This window comes from Flavimarina sp. Hel_I_48 (assembly GCF_000733945.1).
In the GTDB taxonomy this organism is placed as follows: domain Bacteria; phylum Bacteroidota; class Bacteroidia; order Flavobacteriales; family Flavobacteriaceae; genus Leeuwenhoekiella.
Map to the genome: position 1 here is coordinate 2765621 of NZ_JPOL01000002.1, position 19989 is coordinate 2785609.

Below are 19989 nucleotides of genomic sequence, written 5' to 3' on the forward strand. Positions count from 1 at the left end.
ATTCTATTTTAGTCGTGTAAATTCCATTCATAATTTAGCCAATCCTTGTTTTCTTTGGTTCCCAGTTTATTGTAAAATTTTATTCCTCCTTCGTTCCAAGGTGCGACAGTCCATTTTATTTGTCCACAATTGTTTTTAACTGCTTCTTCTTTTAGAGCTAACATCAATTTTTTGCCAATTTTGTGTCCTCTGTAATTTGTGTCGACATAAAGTTCTTTTATGAATATGGCAGGTTTGTTTTGTGCTGTAAATGGTAAATAATAATAAACCAAAATGCCTGCTATTTTTTGATTGTTCTCTGCAACCAAGCAGTAAAAGTCTGGTGGATTTTTTTTAAATCCGCTTTCTCTTACAATTTCTGGTGTAATAGCAAATGTGTCAATATATTTTTCAAAAATGGCTAACGCTTTCATCAGTTTCCAAATTCCGTCTGAATCTGATTCTATCGCTTTTCTTATAGTTATATTCATTTCTTTTGAAATATTATTTAATGTGATGATACCGCTTTTAATCCTACGATTGAGGCAATTAAAGTTGTGAGAAATAGAATACGTAAAAATGTTGCGGGTTCTTTAAAAACAAATATGCCGACAAGAACAGTTCCTACAGCTCCAATTCCTGTCCAAATTGCATAGGCAGTGCCTATTGGTAACGATTGAGTAGCTTTAATTAAAAGCCCCATACTAATTATGAGTGTGACTAGAAAACCAGAATACCAAAGATACATTTCATTTCCTGAAGTTCCTTTTGCCTTTCCCAAACAAAATGCAAAGGCAACTTCAAATAAACCTGCAATAACCAAAATTATCCAATTCATTAGTTTCTATGTTTTGGACAAAGGTCTTAATTAGGTTTGAAGAAAAATTTATCAAATGATAAAAAAAGATACTTATGTAATATTTGCTCGTATTCTACTTAAACTTACTTGTGTAATCCCTAAATAGGAAGCAATGAGTCCAAGTGAAACTCTTTGTAATAAAGTTGGGTGCTTTTTTATGAGTTCTAAATAACGTTCAGTTGCTGTTCCCTGTTGATTTGATATAAACCGTTGTTCGGCTTTTATAAGTTCTTGTTCGGCAAATTTTCTGCCCCAATTTGCAATATCATTTTCTGTTGAGAATAAATTTTGAAGTTTTACAGCACTAATTTTATAGAGTTCGCAGTCTTCCAATAATTCTATGTTTTCATATCCTTTTTGATTAAGAATGTAGCTTTTTAGTGAAATGATGGTGTCGCCTTCCTCTCCAAAAGCGATGGTAACTTCACCGTCTTCGAAATTTGAAAAAGTACGCGCTATTACCTTTTTTATAAAATAGATGTTTTTTTCAACCTTGTCCGAACGTATTATGAGGAGATTTTTTGGAAGACTTACTTCCTCAAAACTTTCAAAAAATTTGAGTTTGGATGAAACTTTAATTGGATGTATTTTGTCCAGAATTTGGTTTATGTTCATTTTTTGGCAAGCAGTTTTTTTAGCTTGCGGCTAACGTCGATTTTATATTTAAGTTAAGGTTTTTACCAGCGAATATTTTCCTTCATACAAATAATAGAACAAGTAAATTTGTTTTTGGCGACCTTGCAAATACAACGAAATTTTTGTTTTAAAAGCAATTTACACTATTTGGTAGCATCAATGAAAACAACCAATCGAGTATATTTAATATTCAACAGAAAAACTTAAGATATGGAATCCCGAGTAACTGCTTAACCATACTTTAGACTTGCTATAAAAAGCCGTACAATTATTTTAAGACCTACCGAAAGTGTGCTAAATGAAATGGATAGCTAAAAATGAGGATGGTTTTCTGGGTCATTTTAGGGAAGCACTGCTGCTCAAAATTTAGCTTTTGCAAATGCTAGGAGTGCGCTTATCGAACTCTATAAAGTAATAGTCTATTTTGGGCAAATTTTACTCTAACGGAAAATGTTTGTAATAAATAAAATTGTTAATCTTAAGGAGGTTCTTTAACATTGAAAAAGGAGGGGATACTTTTCTCCGCCCTATCTATTAAGTCAATGAGATTAAAAAGATTGAAAAATGTCACACATCTGAGAAATATTTGTAGTTTTGTTTTACCGTATGACTAATACAAAAAAACGAATCATAGAATCCGCGATAAATATCTTCAATGAAGACTTATCTGCTCCTTTGCAAAAAGTTGCGAATAATGCAGAAGTTACCCGAAGAACATTACATCGTTACTTTAAAGACCGTAATGAACTTGTGGAGGTCTGTAAACAAGCCATCGAGTCAAGTTGTAAAAAAGCAATGATAGCGGCTATTCAGAGTAGCGAGGATGCACTCATCCAATTAGAACGAATGCTCTACGCCGGAATTGATTGTGGAGCAAAATATTCCGTTTTTTATAAACTGCATCAAAGTAAAGATCATAAACATACCCACCACAATAAGAATTGTGCGGATTACGATTATATCTATAACCAATTCCAAGGTATTATCATCGAACTACAGAAAGAGGGTAAAGTAAGTCCAGCAATGTCCCCGGAATGGATACAGGTTTTACATTCAGGAATTATAGAGAGTACGGTCAACGCAAGAGAAACCACAACTAAAAGTTTTGAAGAAATTAAGGAACTTGCCTGGACTTCCTATATAAAAGCAATAGCACCTTAAAAAAATTTACACCAATATGTCTCATTTTTGAGACAATTTAAATTTAAAAAATATGAGAACTAAAAATTTTGAAGTAATTATCATTGGCGGAAGTTATGCCGGTCTTTCTGCAGCAATGGCGTTAGGGCGTTCTTTACGAAAAGTGCTGATCATGGATAGCGGTCAACCCTGTAATCGGCAGACCCCGTATTCGCATAATTTTATTACGCAGGACGGCGTCCCTCCTGCAGAAATAACGACAATAGCCAAAGAGCAAGTTCTAAAGTACAATACAATAGATTTTGTTAGTGATCTTGCAGTCAGTGCGAAAAAAAACAAAAATGGTTTCTCTGTTACCACTCAATCAGGTAATATAGTTACTGCTGAAAAACTCATTATTGCTACTGGGGTAAAAGATATCATTCCCAAAATCACAGGTTTTGAAGAATGTTGGGGAGTTTCGATGATTCATTGCCCTTATTGTCACGGTTATGAAGTTCGAAATAAGAGAACAGGTATTTTGGCCAATGGCGAGCGTGCATTTCATCTAGCTTCGCTGGTGAACAACCTCACTGATCATTTAACCCTCCTGACGACCGGCAAAGCAGATTTCACATCCGAGCAAATGGAAAAACTGGAAGCCCATCATATTGCTATTATTGAAACTGAAGTTTCAGCCCTTGAACATCAGGATGGCTATCTCCAAAAGGTCATCTTCAATACTGGAGAAAAAGAAGGTTTCGATGCGATTTATGCAGGATTTCCAACCACCCAACATTCCGATATACCGGTTTCGTTAGGCTGTGAATTGACAGAGCACGGTCATATCAAGGTCAATGAATTTCAACAAACTATCATTTATGGTACTTATGCCTGTGGGGACAATTCGACGGTGATGCGTTCCGTTGCCAACGCGGTTGCCAATGGAAACCTCGCCGGCGCAATGGTGAACGCCGAATTAACCAAAGAACATTTTTAATTAAATTCAGATAATGATTGAAGTATTCACCACCAATATCCCAAATTAAATGTCGGGAAACTAAATTATAAAAAGCCTTAAAATGTCTTTTTCAGAGTTGCAGATTGACTTTGATATAGAGACACGCATCGCAAACTATCCTTGCGATCATAGCATTTTACGTGTTGAAGGAGCTACAATTTATGCACAGGATATAATTTCTCATTTAAACAAAAAAGGATATCTGTGCCACATTTTAGAAGACAAATATGCACCTAAACAATAAAAATTATGAAAGAATTTTGGGAATCTAATTTTCGAGATAAACAAATGATGTGGGGATTGCGACCTGCGGCTGCCTCTTTGGAGGCGAAAACGTTATTTCAAAAAAACAACATACAAAAAATTCTAATTCCAGGTTTTGGCTACGGTAGAAACGCAAAAACCTTTATTGATGATGGATTTGATGTAACGGGTATAGAGATTTCAAAAACCGCCATTGACATAGCTAAAGAACATTTGAAAGGTAACTATAAGCTGTATCCCGGATCTGTTGGCGAAATGACTTTTAATTAGGAAAAGTACATGGGTATTTTTTGCTATGCCTTAATTCATTTATTGAGTAAAAAAGAGCGTGAAAAACTGATTCAGAATTGCTACGATCAGCTTCAAAATAATGGTATTATAATTTTCATTGCCCTTTCTATAAATGATGCCCGGTACGGAAAAGGTGAGAAAATCAGCAGGAATACATACCTCACTAAACACGGGGTAGAACTATTCTTTTACGACTTAAAGACATTGGAAAGGAAATTTGAGGCATATGGCTTGATTGAAACTGAAGAAATAAATGAACCTGTAAAAATTACAAGCGAAAAGCCTTCACAGAAATTTTGGAAAATCATTTGCAAAAAAGTCTGGTAAACATTCAATGGGCATAAAAACATTTTTTTGTAACGTAAAATACTATTTACTTTTTTGGCTATATTTGTAAAAAATATTTAACATTATGTCTAGAAATAGTATTATATTACTACCTAAAAATAAGAAGCTTTTACAAGCAGTGGGAGAAAATATTAAATTAGCACGCTTACGCAGGAAACTAACTATGGATCAGGTTTCAGAGCGAGCAGGGATTTCCCGTCCCACACTTTATTCCTTAGAAAAAGGAAGTCCTTCAATTTCTTTAGGTATTATTCTCCAAGTTTTATTAGTATTAGGGTTGGAGAAGGATATATTGCTTTTGGCCGACGATGATGTATTGGGCAGAAAAATACAGGATGCCGATCTAACCGTAAAGGAACGCGGCCCAAAAAACACCAAGAAATAATGGCAACGGAACGAAAAGAAATATTTGTATATGCACATTGGGACGGCATTGAAGCTCCATTCTTAATGGGAAGTTTACATGCTACGTCATCCAGAGGGAAAGAAATATTTTCCTTTGAATATGATAAAGGATGGTTACAATCGGATTATGCCCAGATCATAGATCCAGACCTACAATTATTCGAAGGAGCTCAGTACCTCAATGATGAGAAATCCAATTTCGGTATTTTCTTGGATTCTTCACCTGATCGATGGGGACGGGTTTTAATGATGCGTAAGGAAGCAGCTAAAGCCAGAAAAGAAGATCGACGTCCCAAAACTTTAATGGAGTCGGATTATCTACTTGGGGTTTACGATACTAACCGAATGGGAGGGCTTCGTTTTAAAACAGCAAAGGATGGTACTTTTTTAGACGATAATGAAGCTATGGCTACACCACCTTTCGCTGCACTTAGAGATCTTGAATTTGCCAGCTTACAGCTAGAGAAAGAAGATGCCCCAGATAATCCAGAATACCTAAAATGGATCAATATGCTAATGGCACCAGGATCCTCCTTAGGAGGTGCAAGACCTAAAGCAAATATACAGGACACAGATGGTAGTTTGTGGATTGCTAAATTTCCAAGTCAAAATGACCAGCAGGATATGGGTGCTTGGGAAATGCTGGCGTATCGACTTGCCGTTCAATCGGGCATTGAAATGGCTTCTTCAAAAATCCAAAAATTTTCGCATCAGCAACATACATTTTTGACACAACGCTTTGATAGGAAAATCGATGGTACTCGTATCCATTTTGCCTCTGCAATGACCTTATTGGGATATACTGACGGAACGGACTATCAAGATGGGGTCAGTTATTTAGAGCTTGTGGAATTTTTAATGCAGAATGGTGCTAATGTTGATAATGATCTCAAGAAGTTATGGAAACGTATTGCTTTCAACGTTTGTATTTCCAATACGGATGATCACCTTCGCAATCACGGATTTCTGTTAACGGATTCCGGTTGGATGCTTTCACCCGCCTATGATATCAATCCAACCCCGAACGGTACAGGTTTAAAACTTAATATTTCAGAAAATGACAATGCTTTGGACTTAGACCTAGTACGGGAAGTAGCTCCTTATTTTCGTTTAAAAGAAAAAGAGGCCGATGCTATTATCAATACAATCCAACAGAATATAGCTCAATGGGAACAATTATCGAGGGATCTAGGTATTCCAAGAAATGAAATGGAATTAATGAAAAATGCATTTAAGTATTAAAATAGTTCATCAATACTATTCCTTGCTACAAAATAATATCATTTGAAATCAAGGTAAATGTCAAATTGAAAATGTGGTGATTCTGTACCCATCGTAAAAAAAAAAGGCTTCACATTTCTGTGAAGCCTTGATTATTCTAGTAGCGGGAACTGGACTCGAACCAGTGACCTTCGGGTTATGAGCCCGACGAGCTACCTACTGCTCTATCCCGCGATTTTGGACGACAAAGATAGGACAAACTTTGAGATGGTACAAGAAATTTTTAAAAAGAAATCATGACTTAAAAATTTTCTTTTAAAAAAGCCACATATTCAAAGACTTGAGTATATTAGACTGATGAAAAAATTTCTTATCGCTTTAGTGGTTCTAGGAGTAGCTATAGCAATTATCGTTATAGGACTTAATCAATTCTTTAAAAATAAGATTGTTTACTTTCTTGACAATGCGCTGGCTAACAACATTACTTTACACTATGATAAGGTAAGCGTTGATACCTGGGGAGGAGGTGTGACATTGAAGGATGCTTATCTCAAAATAGCAAAACGCGGGGACACACTTGTGAATACTAAGATCAAAACCGAAATTATAAGTATTTCTGGCGTTAGCTACTGGGAATACTTTATTGAAAACACCGTTCATATTGAAGAAATAAAGGTTGATAACAATGCTATCTGGTTTTTGAATGATAGAAGTGTCAGCAAACCAGAAGAGGTCAGTGGACCAATAAATTTAGGAAAGAAAATCAAAATTGATAGGATTGATATTGGCGACACATCCTTAAAAATACTTAAACCTGGCGAAGCATTACCATTTTTAAAAGTTCCTCGTGCCTCCTTCAGCATAGAAGACATTACAATAGACCGTGATCTTGTAAAACGTAAAATTCCACTTAGCTACAGTGGTATGTTACTGGAGGCAGACTCTATCTTTTTAAATGTTAGTAAGTATGATAATTTGACCATTGGGTCTATGAAACTACAAAAAGAAGATATTGTACTTCAAAATACCCAAATTAAAACGGCATATTCTAAAACCGAACTATCACGTAAAATTAAAATAGAGCGCGACCATATTGATCTTCAAATTCCAGAATTCCGTATAGGTAAAATTGTCTGGGGCTTTGCTCAGGATACATTGTTCACAAAAGCAGGTACCATGCATTTGAACAAACCTACGCTGGAGATCTACAGGGACAAACTTGTCGCAGACGATAAGACAACCAAGCCTTTGTATAGCAAACTATTGCGCAGTATACCTTTTGACATTATGCTTGATTCTTTGACTATTGAGGATGCAACTATCGTTTACAGGGAAAAAGTTAAGGAAGACAGGCCTGCCGGGGAAATAAATTTTTCTAAACTGGATGTAAAAGCCTCAGATCTTGGCAACACGTATAAAAGAGGTTCTGATACAACGAAACTGGCTATAAACGGATTTTTTTTAGATACCGCTCCGCTCAGTATAGACTGGTCGTTTGATGTACAAGATCCAAATGATACATTTAATATAAAAGGCTTTATGGGGCAGATGCCCGCTGCAAGCATCAATAGTTTTACAGAATCAAATCTTAGGGCTAAAATGGTGGGACAGGTAGAACGCGTATATTTTAATATTAATGGTAATGATGATCAGTCAACTATTGACATACGCATGAAATATGATGATTTTAAGATAGAAATATTAAATAAAGAATCTAAAAAGAACAAATTCTTCTCTGCGATCGCTAACTTATTTGTCCCTAAAGATAGCAAAGGTAAAAATGAAGAAGGATATCGTGCCGGAAGGGGAAATACGGAGCGTGACAAAACAAAATCCTTCTTTAATTATCTCTGGTTAAACCTGAAAGATGGTTTAGTGGAAGTTTTGCTGGGTGATGGTAGGAAATAGTTCACATGTAAACGAACCACTCAATCAACTCCTGTCTAGTTTCTTTTACTTTCTATGTAATGCATGTTACGTGAGACATCAAATCTTATGTGATTAATTGATGATGCTCTCCTGTATTGCACGTTGAATATCTGTACGTAGATTTGATGTGATCAGCTTTCTATTCTCTGCGGTGGGAAATGTTCTGTTGGATAGAAATACAAACAGGATTTCACTCTCTGGGTCTGCCCATGTATACGTTCCCGTAAAACCGGAGTGGCCAAAACTGCTCTTAGAAACACAGCCGCAGGTGGGGCCGCCCTGATGAAGTTGCGGTTTGTCAAAACCCACCCCCCTGCGTACATCATCCGCACAATAATAACAAGTGTTGAACGCGTTCATAGTCTCTTTTGAAAAAAAGCGAACACCACCGTAATAACCATTCTGCAGATACATTTGCATGATTTTTGCCACCCCATTTGCATTGCTGAAAAGACCGGCATGACCTCCCATATTATCCTCCATTGCAGCGCCCATATCATGGACGTAGCCCTGAATCTGTTGTCTGCGGTAATACGTGTCATTTTCCGAAGGTATTATTGTTGCCTTCTTGAATTTTTCAATAGCCCTATAACCGGTCCTGTATGCACCAAGACGTTCGTAAAAATGCCTTTGCGTTAAATTGTCCATGTCTGTACCATAGTATCCCACCAGGTATTCCTTAAATAGATAATAGGGTAGGTCGCTGTAGAGGTAGCGCTTCGTGCTCAGTAGATCTGTTTCTTTGATAATCTTTACCATTGTATCTTCATAATCTGACCGTAAAAACAGTTCATCAGCCACTTTAAGGTCAAATTCGGGCGATTTTGTGGTTCTATAATAGGTTTTTGAAGGTTGTTTGGATTCAGGGTCCAGCGTGCTTATGTAAAAGGGAATCCAGGGCTTAAACCCTCCGTAATGCGACAAAACCTCTTTCACTTTAATATTCTCCTTATTAGATCCTTCAAGAACCGGTAAAAGGTCCCCTAATGTATCGTCTAGATCAAGTTGATCCTTGCTATGGAGTTCCATTATTAATGGCAGCGTTGCTAGTACTTTTGTCAACGAAGCTAAATCGTATACGTCCTTTTCTTCTACTTTGTCTGTTTTGTTATAGGTGTGATAGCCAAAGTTTTTATTGTAAATAACTTTACCTCGACGGGCAACAAGCACCTGTGCCCCTGGAAACATTACCTGATCCAGGCCTGTTTGCACCAAGGAATCTATTTTGTTTAATTTTTTTGGGTCCATATCAACTTCTTCCGGTAAGCCATATTGAAGCCGTCGTAATGTTCCGGTTTGATAACTGGTGTGAATGGGAAAATCCGAACCCAGGGAAACGGGTGTGCTGCCCTGAGCGCTTATGGCACCAAAGAGGAGTTGAGCGCTAAGCTCCTGCGCTACTTTGCTGTTCTGGTAGGATAAAATGATGCCTTCCAGATTACTTTTATTTGTGATGTCAAGTAGTGCGTACGGACTAACGAACAGGTCAAGCACTGTAGGGTAATCTTTAGCAATTGCACCCAGCCATTGTTGTTCCTTTGCGGAAAATTTATAAGATTTCCAAGGGTTTTCCGTAGACTTATGGAAACCTACAACCACGTAATTGTAATCGCGTAGACGTTCTAAAAGTTGCGGGAGTGTAGGTGCGGTTACCTTATCTACCTTTGCATAAAGGTTCATGTGCTCATAAAAAGCAGAGTTATCACCATCGCCAAGTGTAACATAGGCTATTTTTTTATCTTCAAGCTCTTTTACGGGTAAAATGGCACCTTCGTTACGTAAAACGGTAAGGGAGGCTGCGATCGCTTTTCGGGAAGTAAGTTCAAAAGAAGTTGCATTTAAATCTTTAATCAGGTTTTTTTCGGCTACGGGCTTATATGTATTAAGGCCTACTAAATATTTAGCGTACAATATTTTCTTTACGGAACGCGCCAATCTATCCTTAGTGATCTGCCCTTCATTGTAGGCATCTTTTATCTTTTGAACCGCCTTTGGGATATCTTCACTAATAAGTAAAATATCATTACCGGCCTGAAAAGCAGCCAGGTCTATTTCTCCTGGCGAATCATAATTGGCAGCGCCTTTCATATTAAGGGCATCTGTAAAGATAAGGCCATTAAAACCTAGACTATCCTGCAATAAAGATGTAACCACATTTTTGGAAAGGGAAGTAGGATAATTGGCTCTCGATTCTAACGCGGGAACATTCAAATGTCCTACCATTACACTGGCAACACCTGCTTCAATAACACGTTTATAGGGATATAGTTCTACAGAATCAAGTCGTTCTCTGGTGAAATTTAGTGTTGGAAGTGTTTTATGGGAGTCTTGATCAGTATCTCCATGACCCGGAAAATGCTTTGCGCTCCCCAGAACTCCAGCACGCTGCATCCCCTTTAGGAAAGCAATCGATTTCTGAGTGACATTTTCCCGGTTTTCACCAAAGGAACGGTTACCAATTATAGGGTTTTTTGGATTAACGTTGATATCTACGACCGGTGCAAAATTTATATGTACACCCAGCCGTTTATTCTGCAGACCTATCTGCCGGCCTACCTCCTCAACGATTTTATTGTCGTTTATGGCTCCTAATGCCATATTATAGGGGAAGGCGTATGTGGAATCAAGGCGCATATCAAGCCCCCATTCTGCGTCCATACCTATGAGTAGAGGTACATCGCTGAGTGACTGGAGTTCATTATTTAGCCTTGCTTGCCGTACGGGCCCACCTTTTGAAAATATAACACCGCCTATATGGTGCTTTTCTATTAAATTTTTTAGGGCATCCACCTTTGACTTAGGATCACTTGAAAATATATCAGCCATAAATAACTGACCTATTTTTTCTTCTAGCGACATTTTAGTGTAGATACTATCTACCCAGGTACGTTGTGGTCCAACGTTTTTTGCGATCAAAGGATTTTTCTGCTGGGCATTTAATTGAATTCCAAAAAAAATGGTAAAAAACAGTAGGTTAATTCTAAACATGGGGGTGTGTGTTCTAAATATCTGAAATAAACATTTGCCCAGATTTGGGACCTGACAAATGCTCTTCTCTTCAATTACTCTAATATAACGTAAAAATCGGAAGTTTTATTGGATTTTGTTGACGTTATGATGCGATTTAGGCTAATTTCATTTTAATACTAGTAAAAATTGGGATAGAGCCTATTTTAATTAATATGAAACCAAAAGCATAATACAGTATGATTATTTTTTAAAAAAACGGCTGTGCCAGCTTTCTATTGCTGGGACTTCCCAGGATTCAAGGTACTCTTCTTTAGTATTGACAAGGTTATTAAATACAACAGTACTTTTTCCAACCGCGCCTTCCTTGACCATTTTTTTAAAATCCAAGAGTGCTTTATGATGTACGCGGTCATTCTGAATATAGGTTACGTTCATTTTATCCAGTAATTCCACATCCAGTTGTTTTTCTAATTGCTGTATGAAATGAACCTGCGCATCAATAGAACAGCCACTTGCTGCATTCTTGATTTGATCAAGTCCTATGACGATAAAATAATTGTATTTAATTTCTCCACCAGCTTGAAGGTTTGCTCCGTGTGCCGTCCACTGTTTTAAGAAATCATCTAGTTTGGATTGAAGCTCAACAACTTCTTCGTCAGTGAATTTACGGTTGCTTTGGTAGATCCAGATCCTTGAATCGTCTGGTAGGTCAGTAAAAGGTATTAACATAATAGGTTTGGGTTCGGGTTTTTATTTTTAAAAGGTATAGGTTCTTACAAATCTTCAGCCTCGGCGATCATTTCGGCAACGTCCATCACAGCAATTTCATTTGACTTTCCTTCATGATTTACACCATCTGTCATCATGGTATTGCAAAATGGGCATCCTGCAGCTATGACATCGGGTTTGGTTTCTAGGGCTTCTTCAGTGCGTTCTATATTGACTTCTTTTCTACCGGGCTCCGCTTCTTTGAACATTTGGGCACCGCCGGCACCACAACAGAAACCGCGTGTTTTGCATCGCTTCATCTCAATAAGCTCAACTTCAAGTTTTTTTAGAAGTTCCCGGGGAGCTTCATAAACTTTATTGGCACGCGCGAGATAGCATGGATCGTGAAATGTAATTCGTTTCCCTTTGAACTTACCGCCTTCAACAGTGAGTTTTCCCTCGTCAATAAGGGTTTTTAGAAATTGGGTGTGATGCATGACTTCATAGTTACCACCCAGACCGGGATATTCATTTTTAATCGTGTTGAAACAATGTGGGCAAGTGGTAACGATTTTCTTGATTCCGTAGCCATTGAGTACATCTATATTAGTAACCGCCTGCATCTGAAATAAAAATTCATTGCCTGCACGCTTTGCGGGATCACCGGTACAACTTTCTTCTGTGCCCAAAACCGCAAAATCAACATTGGCCTTGTTGAGTAACTTGGCAAAGGCCTTGGTAATTTTTTTCGCACGGTCATCAAAACTGCCAGCACATCCCACCCAAAAGAGCACTTCAGGAGTATTACCCTGTGCGGTATATTCTGCCATGGTTGGAACTTTCAAAGCTTCTGCCATCTTACTATTGTTATTGGAAATACGATTATGATTAAACTATAACGCTAACTATTTCCTTAATATTTGCTGAAATCAATTTTTATGTGGGTGTATAATTTAGGCATAAAGCCTAAATACCAGGGATCTTTAAGTAGGGCTTTACTATTCCTTAAACACTTCAATGGTCACATCCTTCTCCACTAAATCTGTGAATTTTCCTTTGTAGCGGGTAGCGCGTACCAGATGATTGTCAATCCAGTGATAATTGCCTCCACGTGGTTTGCCCATTAAAAGACTGTGGTATTTAAAATTGTGCTTCTTTAGCCAGTTTTCTGTCACTTCGCGGTGTGTTTCTGTCCTGGAAGTGAAGAAGCATATGATATGGCCTTGATCATACCATTTGTTCAGCGTTTTTAAGGCATCAGGAAAAGGTTCGCAAGTTTCCATACGTTCCGGTTCTTCGTTGGGAACATCTTCTGTGATGGTACCGTCTATATCAATTAGATAATTTTTAACTCCTTCTGGTAAGACCGGGCTAACATGCTCCCCAGATTCTAGTTTCTCGTTTAATAACTTATCTACTTCTTCCCTTTGCATTATGCTAAAATTTATAGTTACGTTTAGGTTTTACTACTCGTTGATCCAGTTTGCCCTGTCCATCTGATTAAAAGGCCATGGTGCTGCGTTATTTTCAATATTGGTCATGGCGTTGTTAAGTTCTGCAGGTGCGGCACTTTGTTCCATAACAAGATATTGTCTCATATCCATAATGATAGACAATGGATTGATGCTCACAGGGCAAGCTTCTACACAGGCATTGCACGTCGTACAGGCCCACAACTCTTCTGGTGTAATGTAATCGTTGAGCAATTGCTTGCCGTCATCCTTAAAGATACCCTTATTATCATCAATATTCTTACCTATTTCCTCGATCCTGTCACGGGTATCCATCATGATTTTTCGGGGAGATAGTTTTTTGCCCGTTTGATTTGCGGGACATTCACTGGTACAGCGGCCACATTCTGTACAGGTATAAGCGCTTAATAGTTGTACCCAGTTTAAATCTGTTGCATCGCTCGCTCCAAATTTTGCCGGGACCTCCAGATCGTCCTCTCCTTCTGGGGTAGCATAGGGGTCAGCATCTGGATCCATCATTAATTTGACTTCATCCGTGACGCTTTGCAGGTTGTCAAATTGACCTTGTGGCCTTACCCTGCCAAAATAAGTGTTAGGAAACGCAAGCAGTATGTGTAAATGCTTGGAATAATACAAATAGTTTAGAAAAAATAAAATCCCAAGAATATGAAGCCACCAGGCTGTGCGTTCAAGAATAATAAGACTTGAAATGTCCATATTCTCAAAAAAAGGTGCAATAAACTGGCTTATAGGAAAGGATCCCGTGATGCCGGCACTTGAAGAATAATGTTCTGCGCCTTGAAGCTGTAATTGCAAATCTGCCGCGTTCATAGTCAGAAAAAGGCACATGATTACCATTTCAAAATAAAGAATAAGATTGGCATCCAGTTTGGGCCAGCCATTCAATTCTTTATGCCAAAAGCGTTTGATGCGTATAATGTTTCGGCGAAGCCAAAATAAAATAACCCCAACAAGCACCAAAAAACCAAAAACTTCGAAAGATGCAATTAGAAAATCGTAAAAGCCCCCCATGAATGAAAAAATGCGGTGGGTACCAAAAAGGCCATCTATAATGATTTCAAGGACTTCAATATTGATAATCACAAAACCCAGATAAACCAGAACATGTATAATACCGCTCACGGGACGTCGTACCATTTTGTACTGCCCCAGGGCAATTTTTGCCATGTTTTTCCAGCGTTGAGGCTTGTGATCGCTTACATCAACATCCCGTCCCATTTTTATGTTGCGCACTAGTTTGCGCACATTGAACGCAAAGAAACCTATACCGGCCAGAAGCGCAATTAAAAACAGGATGTTAGGGAGGTACTGCATATTATTTCAGGGAATCTTCTGGTTTTTCGTAAGGACCAGGATTTTTGCCAAATACAGAGAAATGTACGTAACGTTTTGGGTTTAGTTTGATATCCTGCATTAATTCCTGCATTTGTTTAGTCGCAAGTTCCAGATTATTATACAATTGATCGTCATTGATCAATTTACCGGCAGTTCCTTCCGTACTGTTCAATTTTGAAGAAACCTGCTCAAAATCAGCAATTACTTTCTGCATATTGTTTGTAAGCTGCCCTATCTCTAATTGAGAAACACTATCACTTATGCTTTTGAAGTTGGCAGACATTTGATCCAGATTGGTAAAAGTCCGGTTAAGTTTAGAACGGTTATCGGTAAGAAGGCCATTCAATGATTGAGAAGCGCTACTGAAAGTTGCCGCAGTTTGGGTTAGGCTTGCAATTGCATTACGCAGATTCTCCCGTGTATCTGTGTCAAGGACGTCATTAACGGAAACAAGTACAGAATCCGTTTGACCGATTACTGATTCAACCTTTTTCTGTAATGGGCTTAATCTGTCATTTACAAGTTCAAAGATCCCTTCATCTATCGTACCTTTCAAAGTGTCTCCTGATTTTGCCAACTCGCCATTGTCGTATTTAGGTATAATAGCCAGTGATTTACCGCCTATGAGACCACCACCATAAATTTCCGCATTGCTATTTCTTGAAAATGGAAAATCATTCTTAAGATTAAAGGTAACCAGCAGATTGCCAGAATTTCCTGCAAAATTTATTGATATAACCTTGCCTACTTCGAGTCCATTAATGGTAACATTTGAAGATGGTGCAAGCCCTTCTACATCATCATAAATAGCATAAAAGGTTCGGTCCTCGCTAAATAGGTTTTCCCCTTTTAGAAAACTATAACCAAAAATAAGCAGGGCAATGGCAACTATGGCTAACAAGCCCGTTTTTACTTCTTTAGATAACTTCAAAGTAGATGATTTAGGATTAAAGACAAAAATAGGAATAAAATTGGTTTGTGCTCAATCCCATGTATTTAATTTAAGATATCCTCCACGGGAGTTTTTATACCATTTTTAAAACATACAATATAAGCGGTAGAAAAACCCTTTTCTTTCGCTTTTGTGAGCTTATTATTGATCTCTGTATAATTTGAGGTAGCGCCATAATAATATTTGTAGAGCCTCCCTTCTTTATTTTTGGTAACCTCTTCCAGGCCCTTAAAATTATATGCTCTTGTGGCAATATTGTTGCCACTGGCGGCAAGTTGTACTTTAAAGGTAACATCTTTGTAAATGACATCGCTTACTTCTGCAACGGGTTCGGTAGAAGAGATTCCCAGCAGTTCATTGACGCCTACATGTTCCTCGTAATCTACAACGGCATCAGCAATAGCATTTGCAATGGCACTTTGACCACTTGAAGTGCTCAAGAATTTTCCTTCGGAAGTATTGGTGATAAAACCCGTTTCTATGAGCACACTTGGCATTATGGTCTGGTGCAAAACGATAAAACCGGCTTGCTTTACACTGCGGTCCTGTCTTTTTAGCTTTTGGCGAAAATTATCCTGAACAAGACCTGCCAGATAAATACTCTGTTCCAGGTATTCTTCCTGCATAAGGGTGAGTCCTATTACAGATTCTGGGGAATTCACATCGTACTGGGAATACTTTTCCTCATAATTGGATTCTAAAAAGATAACCGAGTTCTCTGATTTAGCCACTTCAAAGTTGGTCTGGTTCCTGTGTAGTCCCAGCACATAGGTTTCTGCGCCGCTTGCTTGTGAGGAATGCGCATTGCAATGAATGGATACAAAAAGATCTGCCTTTGCACGGTTCGCAATAGCGCCACGTTCTTCAAGATCAATAAATTCATCTTTTTTGCGCGTGTATATTACTTCAATGGCACTGTTTTTCTCCAGTTCGCGACCCACATCAAGGGTAATCTTAAGGGCTATATCTTTTTCACGCAGCCCTGATCTCGTTTGTTTACCGGGATCATGACCACCGTGGCCAGCATCAAGCACCACTATAAATTTATCTTTTGGTGGAACTGGCACGTGCGTAAAAGAACTTGCAAAAACCAGGTAGGTTAAAAATACTAGAATGTAGGTAGACTTCGTTCTCATATAAAGGTCAACGCCAATAGGTGGAGGTTATTTTAAGATTTCATATTTAATCCCTTTGTAAGAAGGGTATAAAAAAAATAACTGTAATTTTGGCAATTCATTTATTGCCAGATATAATTACAAAAATAGTATTAATCGCATTGCAAACAAATTACTTAACCGTTCTGTTTATACTGGTATTTGGACTGTTCTGTTCGCCTGTTTTAAGCGCTCAAGATCTTCCGCAGTCCGAATCCAATACGATTAAGCCTGTAGATACGGTAATTACACCACAAAGACCAATAATTGCGCCACTTTTTGTGCCTGCTGGTCAAAAAAAGCCCCTGGCTGCTCAGGATAGTGTCAAAACAGATAGTATTAAAGAGCCGCTTTCTGCTATCGTAGATTATAAAGCCGCAGATTATGCGCGTTTTAATAGAAAGACAAATAAATTGTATCTCTACAACAATGCTGAGGTAAATTACACAAACGTAAACATAACTGCGGGTGAGATCGTGGTTGATAATACGACTAATACCGTTTTTGCAAAAGGTATAATTGATAGTTCTGGGGCTTATACCCAGGGTCCCGTTTTTGTACAGGCCAATAGTACCGTAGAGCCAGATTCCATTGTATTCAATTTTAAAACGGAAAAAGCCAGGGTTTTCGGTTCGCGTACACAACAGGGAGAGTTCTATGTGATCAATGAATTGAGCAAGCGGGTGAATGACTCGGTCGTATTTATGAAAAACGTGAAGTTCACCACAAGTAAAAATCTTGAAGATCCTGAATATTACTTCTATGCGCGGCGCGTAAAATTTGTGCCGGGCAAAAAAATCGTTACCGGGCTGGTTAACATGTTTATTGCAGATGTGCCTACGCCGTTGGGTGTTCCTTTTGCGTATTTTCCTATGGAACAAGAGACCAGCGTTTCAGGATTTATTTTGCCTTCTCCCGGTGAGGACAGTAACAGGGGCTATTTTTTACAGAACGGAGGTTATTATTTCGCGTTAAGCGATTATTTTGACCTTACCATGCAAGGGGATTACTATACTAATGGAAGTTATGGTTTACGCGGGACCACAACCTATAGAAAGCGTTACAGTTTCAATGGGAATTTGCGTGTGACCTTTGATAAATTAGTAAATAGTGAGCGTGGGCTGCCAGATTATAGCGTTGCCAATAATTACAATATTGCCTGGAGTCACAGTCAAGATGCAAAAGCCAGTCCCAACTCCAGGTTTTCTGCCTCTGTAAACCTGGGGAGCAGTGATTTCTATCGCCAGTCCATAAATATCAACAACATAGGAAACCGGCTACAAAATACCTTAAGCTCTTCTATATCATATTCCAGGACCTTTCAGAGCGTGCCTCAGGTAAACCTCTCTCTTACTGCTAATCATTCGCAAAGTACTTCTACCGGCGTCATTAATATGACCTTGCCCACATTGCAGGTAAACGTAGACCGTATTTATCCCTTTGCCCCTTCTTCCGGAAGCAAAAAAGGGATTATCCAAAATATAAACCTGAACTACTCAGGAACGGGAGCCAATAGGTTCACGACCACCGATGACGAATTTTTTACGGCAAAAATGTTCAAAGAGGCAGAAACCGGCATTCGGCATAATATTCCTATTACGACCAACTTTAAACTTTTTAATTATTTTAGTGTTTCGGCAAGTTCAAATTTTCAGGAATCCTGGGTTTTTGAGACCGTTGAGCGGAGTTATGATGAGGTGGCCCGCGAGGTTGTGGAAGATACCATAAGTGGTTTTGATGCCTTTAGGACTTACAATTTTAGCACAAGTATGGGAACGACTGTTTATGGGCAGTTCAACTTTGGCGATGATAAAAAAATCCAGGCCATACGACATACCATAAAACCCAGCGTATCCTTTAGCTACAACCCGGCTTTTGATCAGTATTACGAAACCTATCTTGCGCCAGAAGCGAATGATCCCGATGGAGCGCTTACCCGTGAGGTCGAATATTCCCGTTTTGACGGTGGTTTTTACGGGGCGCCCAGTAATTTTCGCTCCAGCGGCTTGAGTTTTTCGGTAAATAATAATATTGAAGCTAAGGTACGGGATAAGGACAGCACTGCGCTGGAGCCGAAAAAAATAACGTTGCTCAACAACCTTTCGGTTTCTGCAAATTATAATTTTCTTGCAGATAGTTTAAAATTAAGTCCGTTGCGGGTAAGCGGTACGATCCCTATTATTGAAAGCAAGTTGAGCGTAAACTTCAACATGACCTTAGACCCCTACGCACTCAACAACAATAACCAGCGTGTTGATAAGCTCAACATCGAAAACGGTGGAAGCCTTTTTAGGCTTACGAATGCAAGTGCGAATTTTGGCTACGCATTTTCCAGTAAAAATTTCACCAAAAAGACCGAAAACGAAAACCGGGATGAAAACGAAACGTTTAGAAACGGGGGGAGACCAGATGCGCTTTTCGGAAAAAGTATAGATAATATCAATGGTGAGTTTTATGAAGATGAAGAGCCAGAACCTGATGAAGATGAAGAGCAGGAACTTTATAATTACACGCTACCGTGGAATTTGCGAGTAAATTACAATGTGAATTATGGTAATTTGACCAGGCAAAACATGATTACTTCCCATGCCATGAACTTTAGTGGCGATGTGGAGTTAGGGGAGCGGTGGTTTATAGGGGCATCTTCGGGAATTGACCTTACTGATGGTAGATTTACACCTACGCAGTTGCGTTTTCGCCGGGACCTGGAGAGTTTTAATATGACTTTTAGCTGGACGCCTTTCGGTACCTATAAATCTTACAACTTCTTTATAGGTATAAAATCAAGTGCATTGAGCGATCTTAAATATGAGCAACGCAGGCCCCCAGATCGCCAATTATAGCGTAAAAAGACCAATTTTTAGCCTTAAAAAGCCGATTTTAAAACAAATAAACAACATTTTCTTATGAAAAAAATAATTACCACAAAGAACGCTCCTGCTCCCATAGGACCTTATAATCAGGCAATTTTATCAGAAAACACGCTATATATCAGTGGACAAATTCCCGTTGATCCTGCAACAGGTGAACTTGTGAGCGGCGATATTGCAAAAGAAACAGATCAAGTGATGCTTAATCTAAAAGCAATTCTTGAAGAGGCAAATATGGATTTTGAAAATGTGGTAAAAAGCTCTATTTTCTTGAGTGATATGGCCAATTTTGGGGCTGTAAACACCGTTTATGCCACCTATTTTAATGAAAAAACCGCTCCTGCTAGAGAAACGGTTGAAGTATCAAATTTGCCAAAATACGTAAATGTTGAAATATCTATGATAGCCGTGGCTTTTTGATATTTCCTGGTAATC

20 protein-coding genes and 1 tRNA gene are annotated in these 19989 nt (G+C 38.5%); 10 read left to right on the forward strand and 11 right to left on the reverse strand.

Annotated elements, in window-relative coordinates:
• Positions 1-8 precede the first annotated feature (8 nt).
• From P162_RS12155 to P162_RS12165, 3 genes are all read right to left on the reverse strand, one after another.
• A complete protein-coding gene (locus P162_RS12155; protein ID WP_031427667.1) occupies positions 9-470 on the reverse strand; it encodes a GNAT family N-acetyltransferase in 462 nt (153 codons plus the stop codon).
• 17 nt (positions 471-487) lie between these two features.
• Positions 488-817 carry a DMT family transporter gene (locus tag P162_RS12160; protein WP_031427668.1) on the reverse strand — a complete coding sequence of 110 codons (330 nt, stop codon included), beginning with the start codon at positions 815-817 and terminating at the stop codon, positions 488-490.
• 72 nt (positions 818-889) lie between these two features.
• Positions 890-1453, reverse strand: a complete 564-nt coding sequence (locus P162_RS12165; RefSeq protein WP_031427669.1) for a Crp/Fnr family transcriptional regulator — start codon at positions 1451-1453, stop codon at positions 890-892.
• Between the two features lie 627 nt (positions 1454-2080).
• Between P162_RS12165 and P162_RS12170 the strand changes: the two genes are divergently transcribed.
• The 7 genes from P162_RS12170 (at position 2081) to P162_RS12195 (ending at position 6164) form a co-directional block, all read left to right on the forward strand.
• Complete coding sequence (locus tag P162_RS12170; protein WP_031427670.1) at positions 2081-2635, forward strand: TetR/AcrR family transcriptional regulator; 555 nt, start codon at positions 2081-2083, stop codon at positions 2633-2635.
• A gap of 52 nt (positions 2636-2687) precedes the next feature.
• Positions 2688-3593 (forward strand): NAD(P)/FAD-dependent oxidoreductase, encoded by a 906-nt coding sequence (locus P162_RS12175; protein WP_031427672.1) that lies wholly within the window; start codon positions 2688-2690, stop codon positions 3591-3593.
• 82 nt (positions 3594-3675) lie between these two features.
• A complete protein-coding gene (locus tag P162_RS12180) occupies positions 3676-3858 on the forward strand; it encodes a hypothetical protein (RefSeq protein ID WP_051907878.1) in 183 nt (60 codons plus the stop codon).
• Between the two features lie 5 nt (positions 3859-3863).
• Positions 3864-4148, forward strand: coding sequence for a class I SAM-dependent methyltransferase (locus P162_RS17890; RefSeq protein WP_241077766.1), 285 nt, complete (start codon positions 3864-3866; stop codon positions 4146-4148).
• Between the two features lie 42 nt (positions 4149-4190).
• Complete coding sequence (locus P162_RS17895) at positions 4191-4496, forward strand: hypothetical protein (protein WP_241077767.1); 306 nt, start codon at positions 4191-4193, stop codon at positions 4494-4496.
• 85 nt (positions 4497-4581) lie between these two features.
• Positions 4582-4902, forward strand: a complete 321-nt coding sequence (locus tag P162_RS12190) for a helix-turn-helix domain-containing protein (RefSeq protein WP_031427673.1) — start codon at positions 4582-4584, stop codon at positions 4900-4902.
• Positions 4902-6164: a type II toxin-antitoxin system HipA family toxin gene (locus tag P162_RS12195; RefSeq protein WP_031427674.1), complete on the forward strand. Its 1263-nt coding sequence runs from the start codon at positions 4902-4904 to the stop codon at positions 6162-6164. The genes P162_RS12190 and P162_RS12195 overlap by 1 nt, the downstream gene beginning before the upstream one ends.
• 140 nt (positions 6165-6304) lie before the next feature.
• Here the strand turns inward: P162_RS12195 and P162_RS12200 are convergent.
• A tRNA-Met gene (locus P162_RS12200) sits at positions 6305-6377 on the reverse strand.
• 123 nt (positions 6378-6500) lie between these two features.
• Here P162_RS12200 and P162_RS12205 point away from each other — a divergent pair.
• Positions 6501-8051, forward strand: coding sequence for a hypothetical protein (locus P162_RS12205; RefSeq protein ID WP_031427675.1), 1551 nt, complete (start codon positions 6501-6503; stop codon positions 8049-8051).
• A 93-nt stretch (positions 8052-8144) separates the two neighbouring features.
• Here the strand turns inward: P162_RS12205 and P162_RS12210 are convergent, their stop codons facing one another.
• The 7 genes from P162_RS12210 to P162_RS12240 all read right to left on the reverse strand — a co-directional run bounded on the left by P162_RS12210 (position 8145) and on the right by P162_RS12240 (position 16666).
• Positions 8145-11060, reverse strand: coding sequence for a glycoside hydrolase family 3 N-terminal domain-containing protein (locus P162_RS12210; RefSeq protein WP_031427676.1), 2916 nt, complete (start codon positions 11058-11060; stop codon positions 8145-8147).
• Between the two features lie 222 nt (positions 11061-11282).
• Positions 11283-11771 carry a hypothetical protein gene (locus tag P162_RS12215; protein ID WP_031427677.1) on the reverse strand — a complete coding sequence of 163 codons (489 nt, stop codon included), beginning with the start codon at positions 11769-11771 and terminating at the stop codon, positions 11283-11285.
• 44 nt (positions 11772-11815) lie between these two features.
• Positions 11816-12607 carry a (Fe-S)-binding protein gene (locus tag P162_RS12220; RefSeq protein WP_031427678.1) on the reverse strand — a complete coding sequence of 264 codons (792 nt, stop codon included), beginning with the start codon at positions 12605-12607 and terminating at the stop codon, positions 11816-11818.
• 141 nt (positions 12608-12748) lie between these two features.
• Complete coding sequence (locus P162_RS12225) at positions 12749-13183, reverse strand: phosphoheptose isomerase (protein WP_031427679.1); 435 nt, start codon at positions 13181-13183, stop codon at positions 12749-12751.
• Positions 13184-13216: 33 nt separating this feature from the next.
• Positions 13217-14557, reverse strand: a complete 1341-nt coding sequence (locus P162_RS12230; RefSeq protein ID WP_031427681.1) for a (Fe-S)-binding protein — start codon at positions 14555-14557, stop codon at positions 13217-13219.
• Between the two features lies 1 nt (position 14558).
• A complete protein-coding gene (locus tag P162_RS12235; RefSeq protein ID WP_031427683.1) occupies positions 14559-15509 on the reverse strand; it encodes an MlaD family protein in 951 nt (316 codons plus the stop codon).
• Between the two features lie 65 nt (positions 15510-15574).
• Positions 15575-16666, reverse strand: coding sequence for an N-acetylmuramoyl-L-alanine amidase (locus P162_RS12240; protein WP_031427684.1), 1092 nt, complete (start codon positions 16664-16666; stop codon positions 15575-15577).
• A gap of 89 nt (positions 16667-16755) precedes the next feature.
• Here P162_RS12240 and P162_RS12245 point away from each other — a divergent pair, with 89 nt between their 5' ends.
• Together P162_RS12245 and P162_RS12250 are read left to right on the forward strand one after the other, a co-directional pair.
• On the forward strand, positions 16756-19527 hold the full coding sequence (locus tag P162_RS12245) for a putative LPS assembly protein LptD (RefSeq protein ID WP_241077768.1): 2772 nt from the start codon (positions 16756-16758) through the stop codon (positions 19525-19527).
• Between the two features lie 63 nt (positions 19528-19590).
• The gene (locus P162_RS12250) at positions 19591-19974 is read left to right on the forward strand and encodes a RidA family protein (protein ID WP_031427688.1); all 384 of its coding nucleotides are present in this window, start codon (positions 19591-19593) and stop codon (positions 19972-19974) included.
• The last annotated feature ends 15 nt before the right edge of the window (positions 19975-19989 follow it).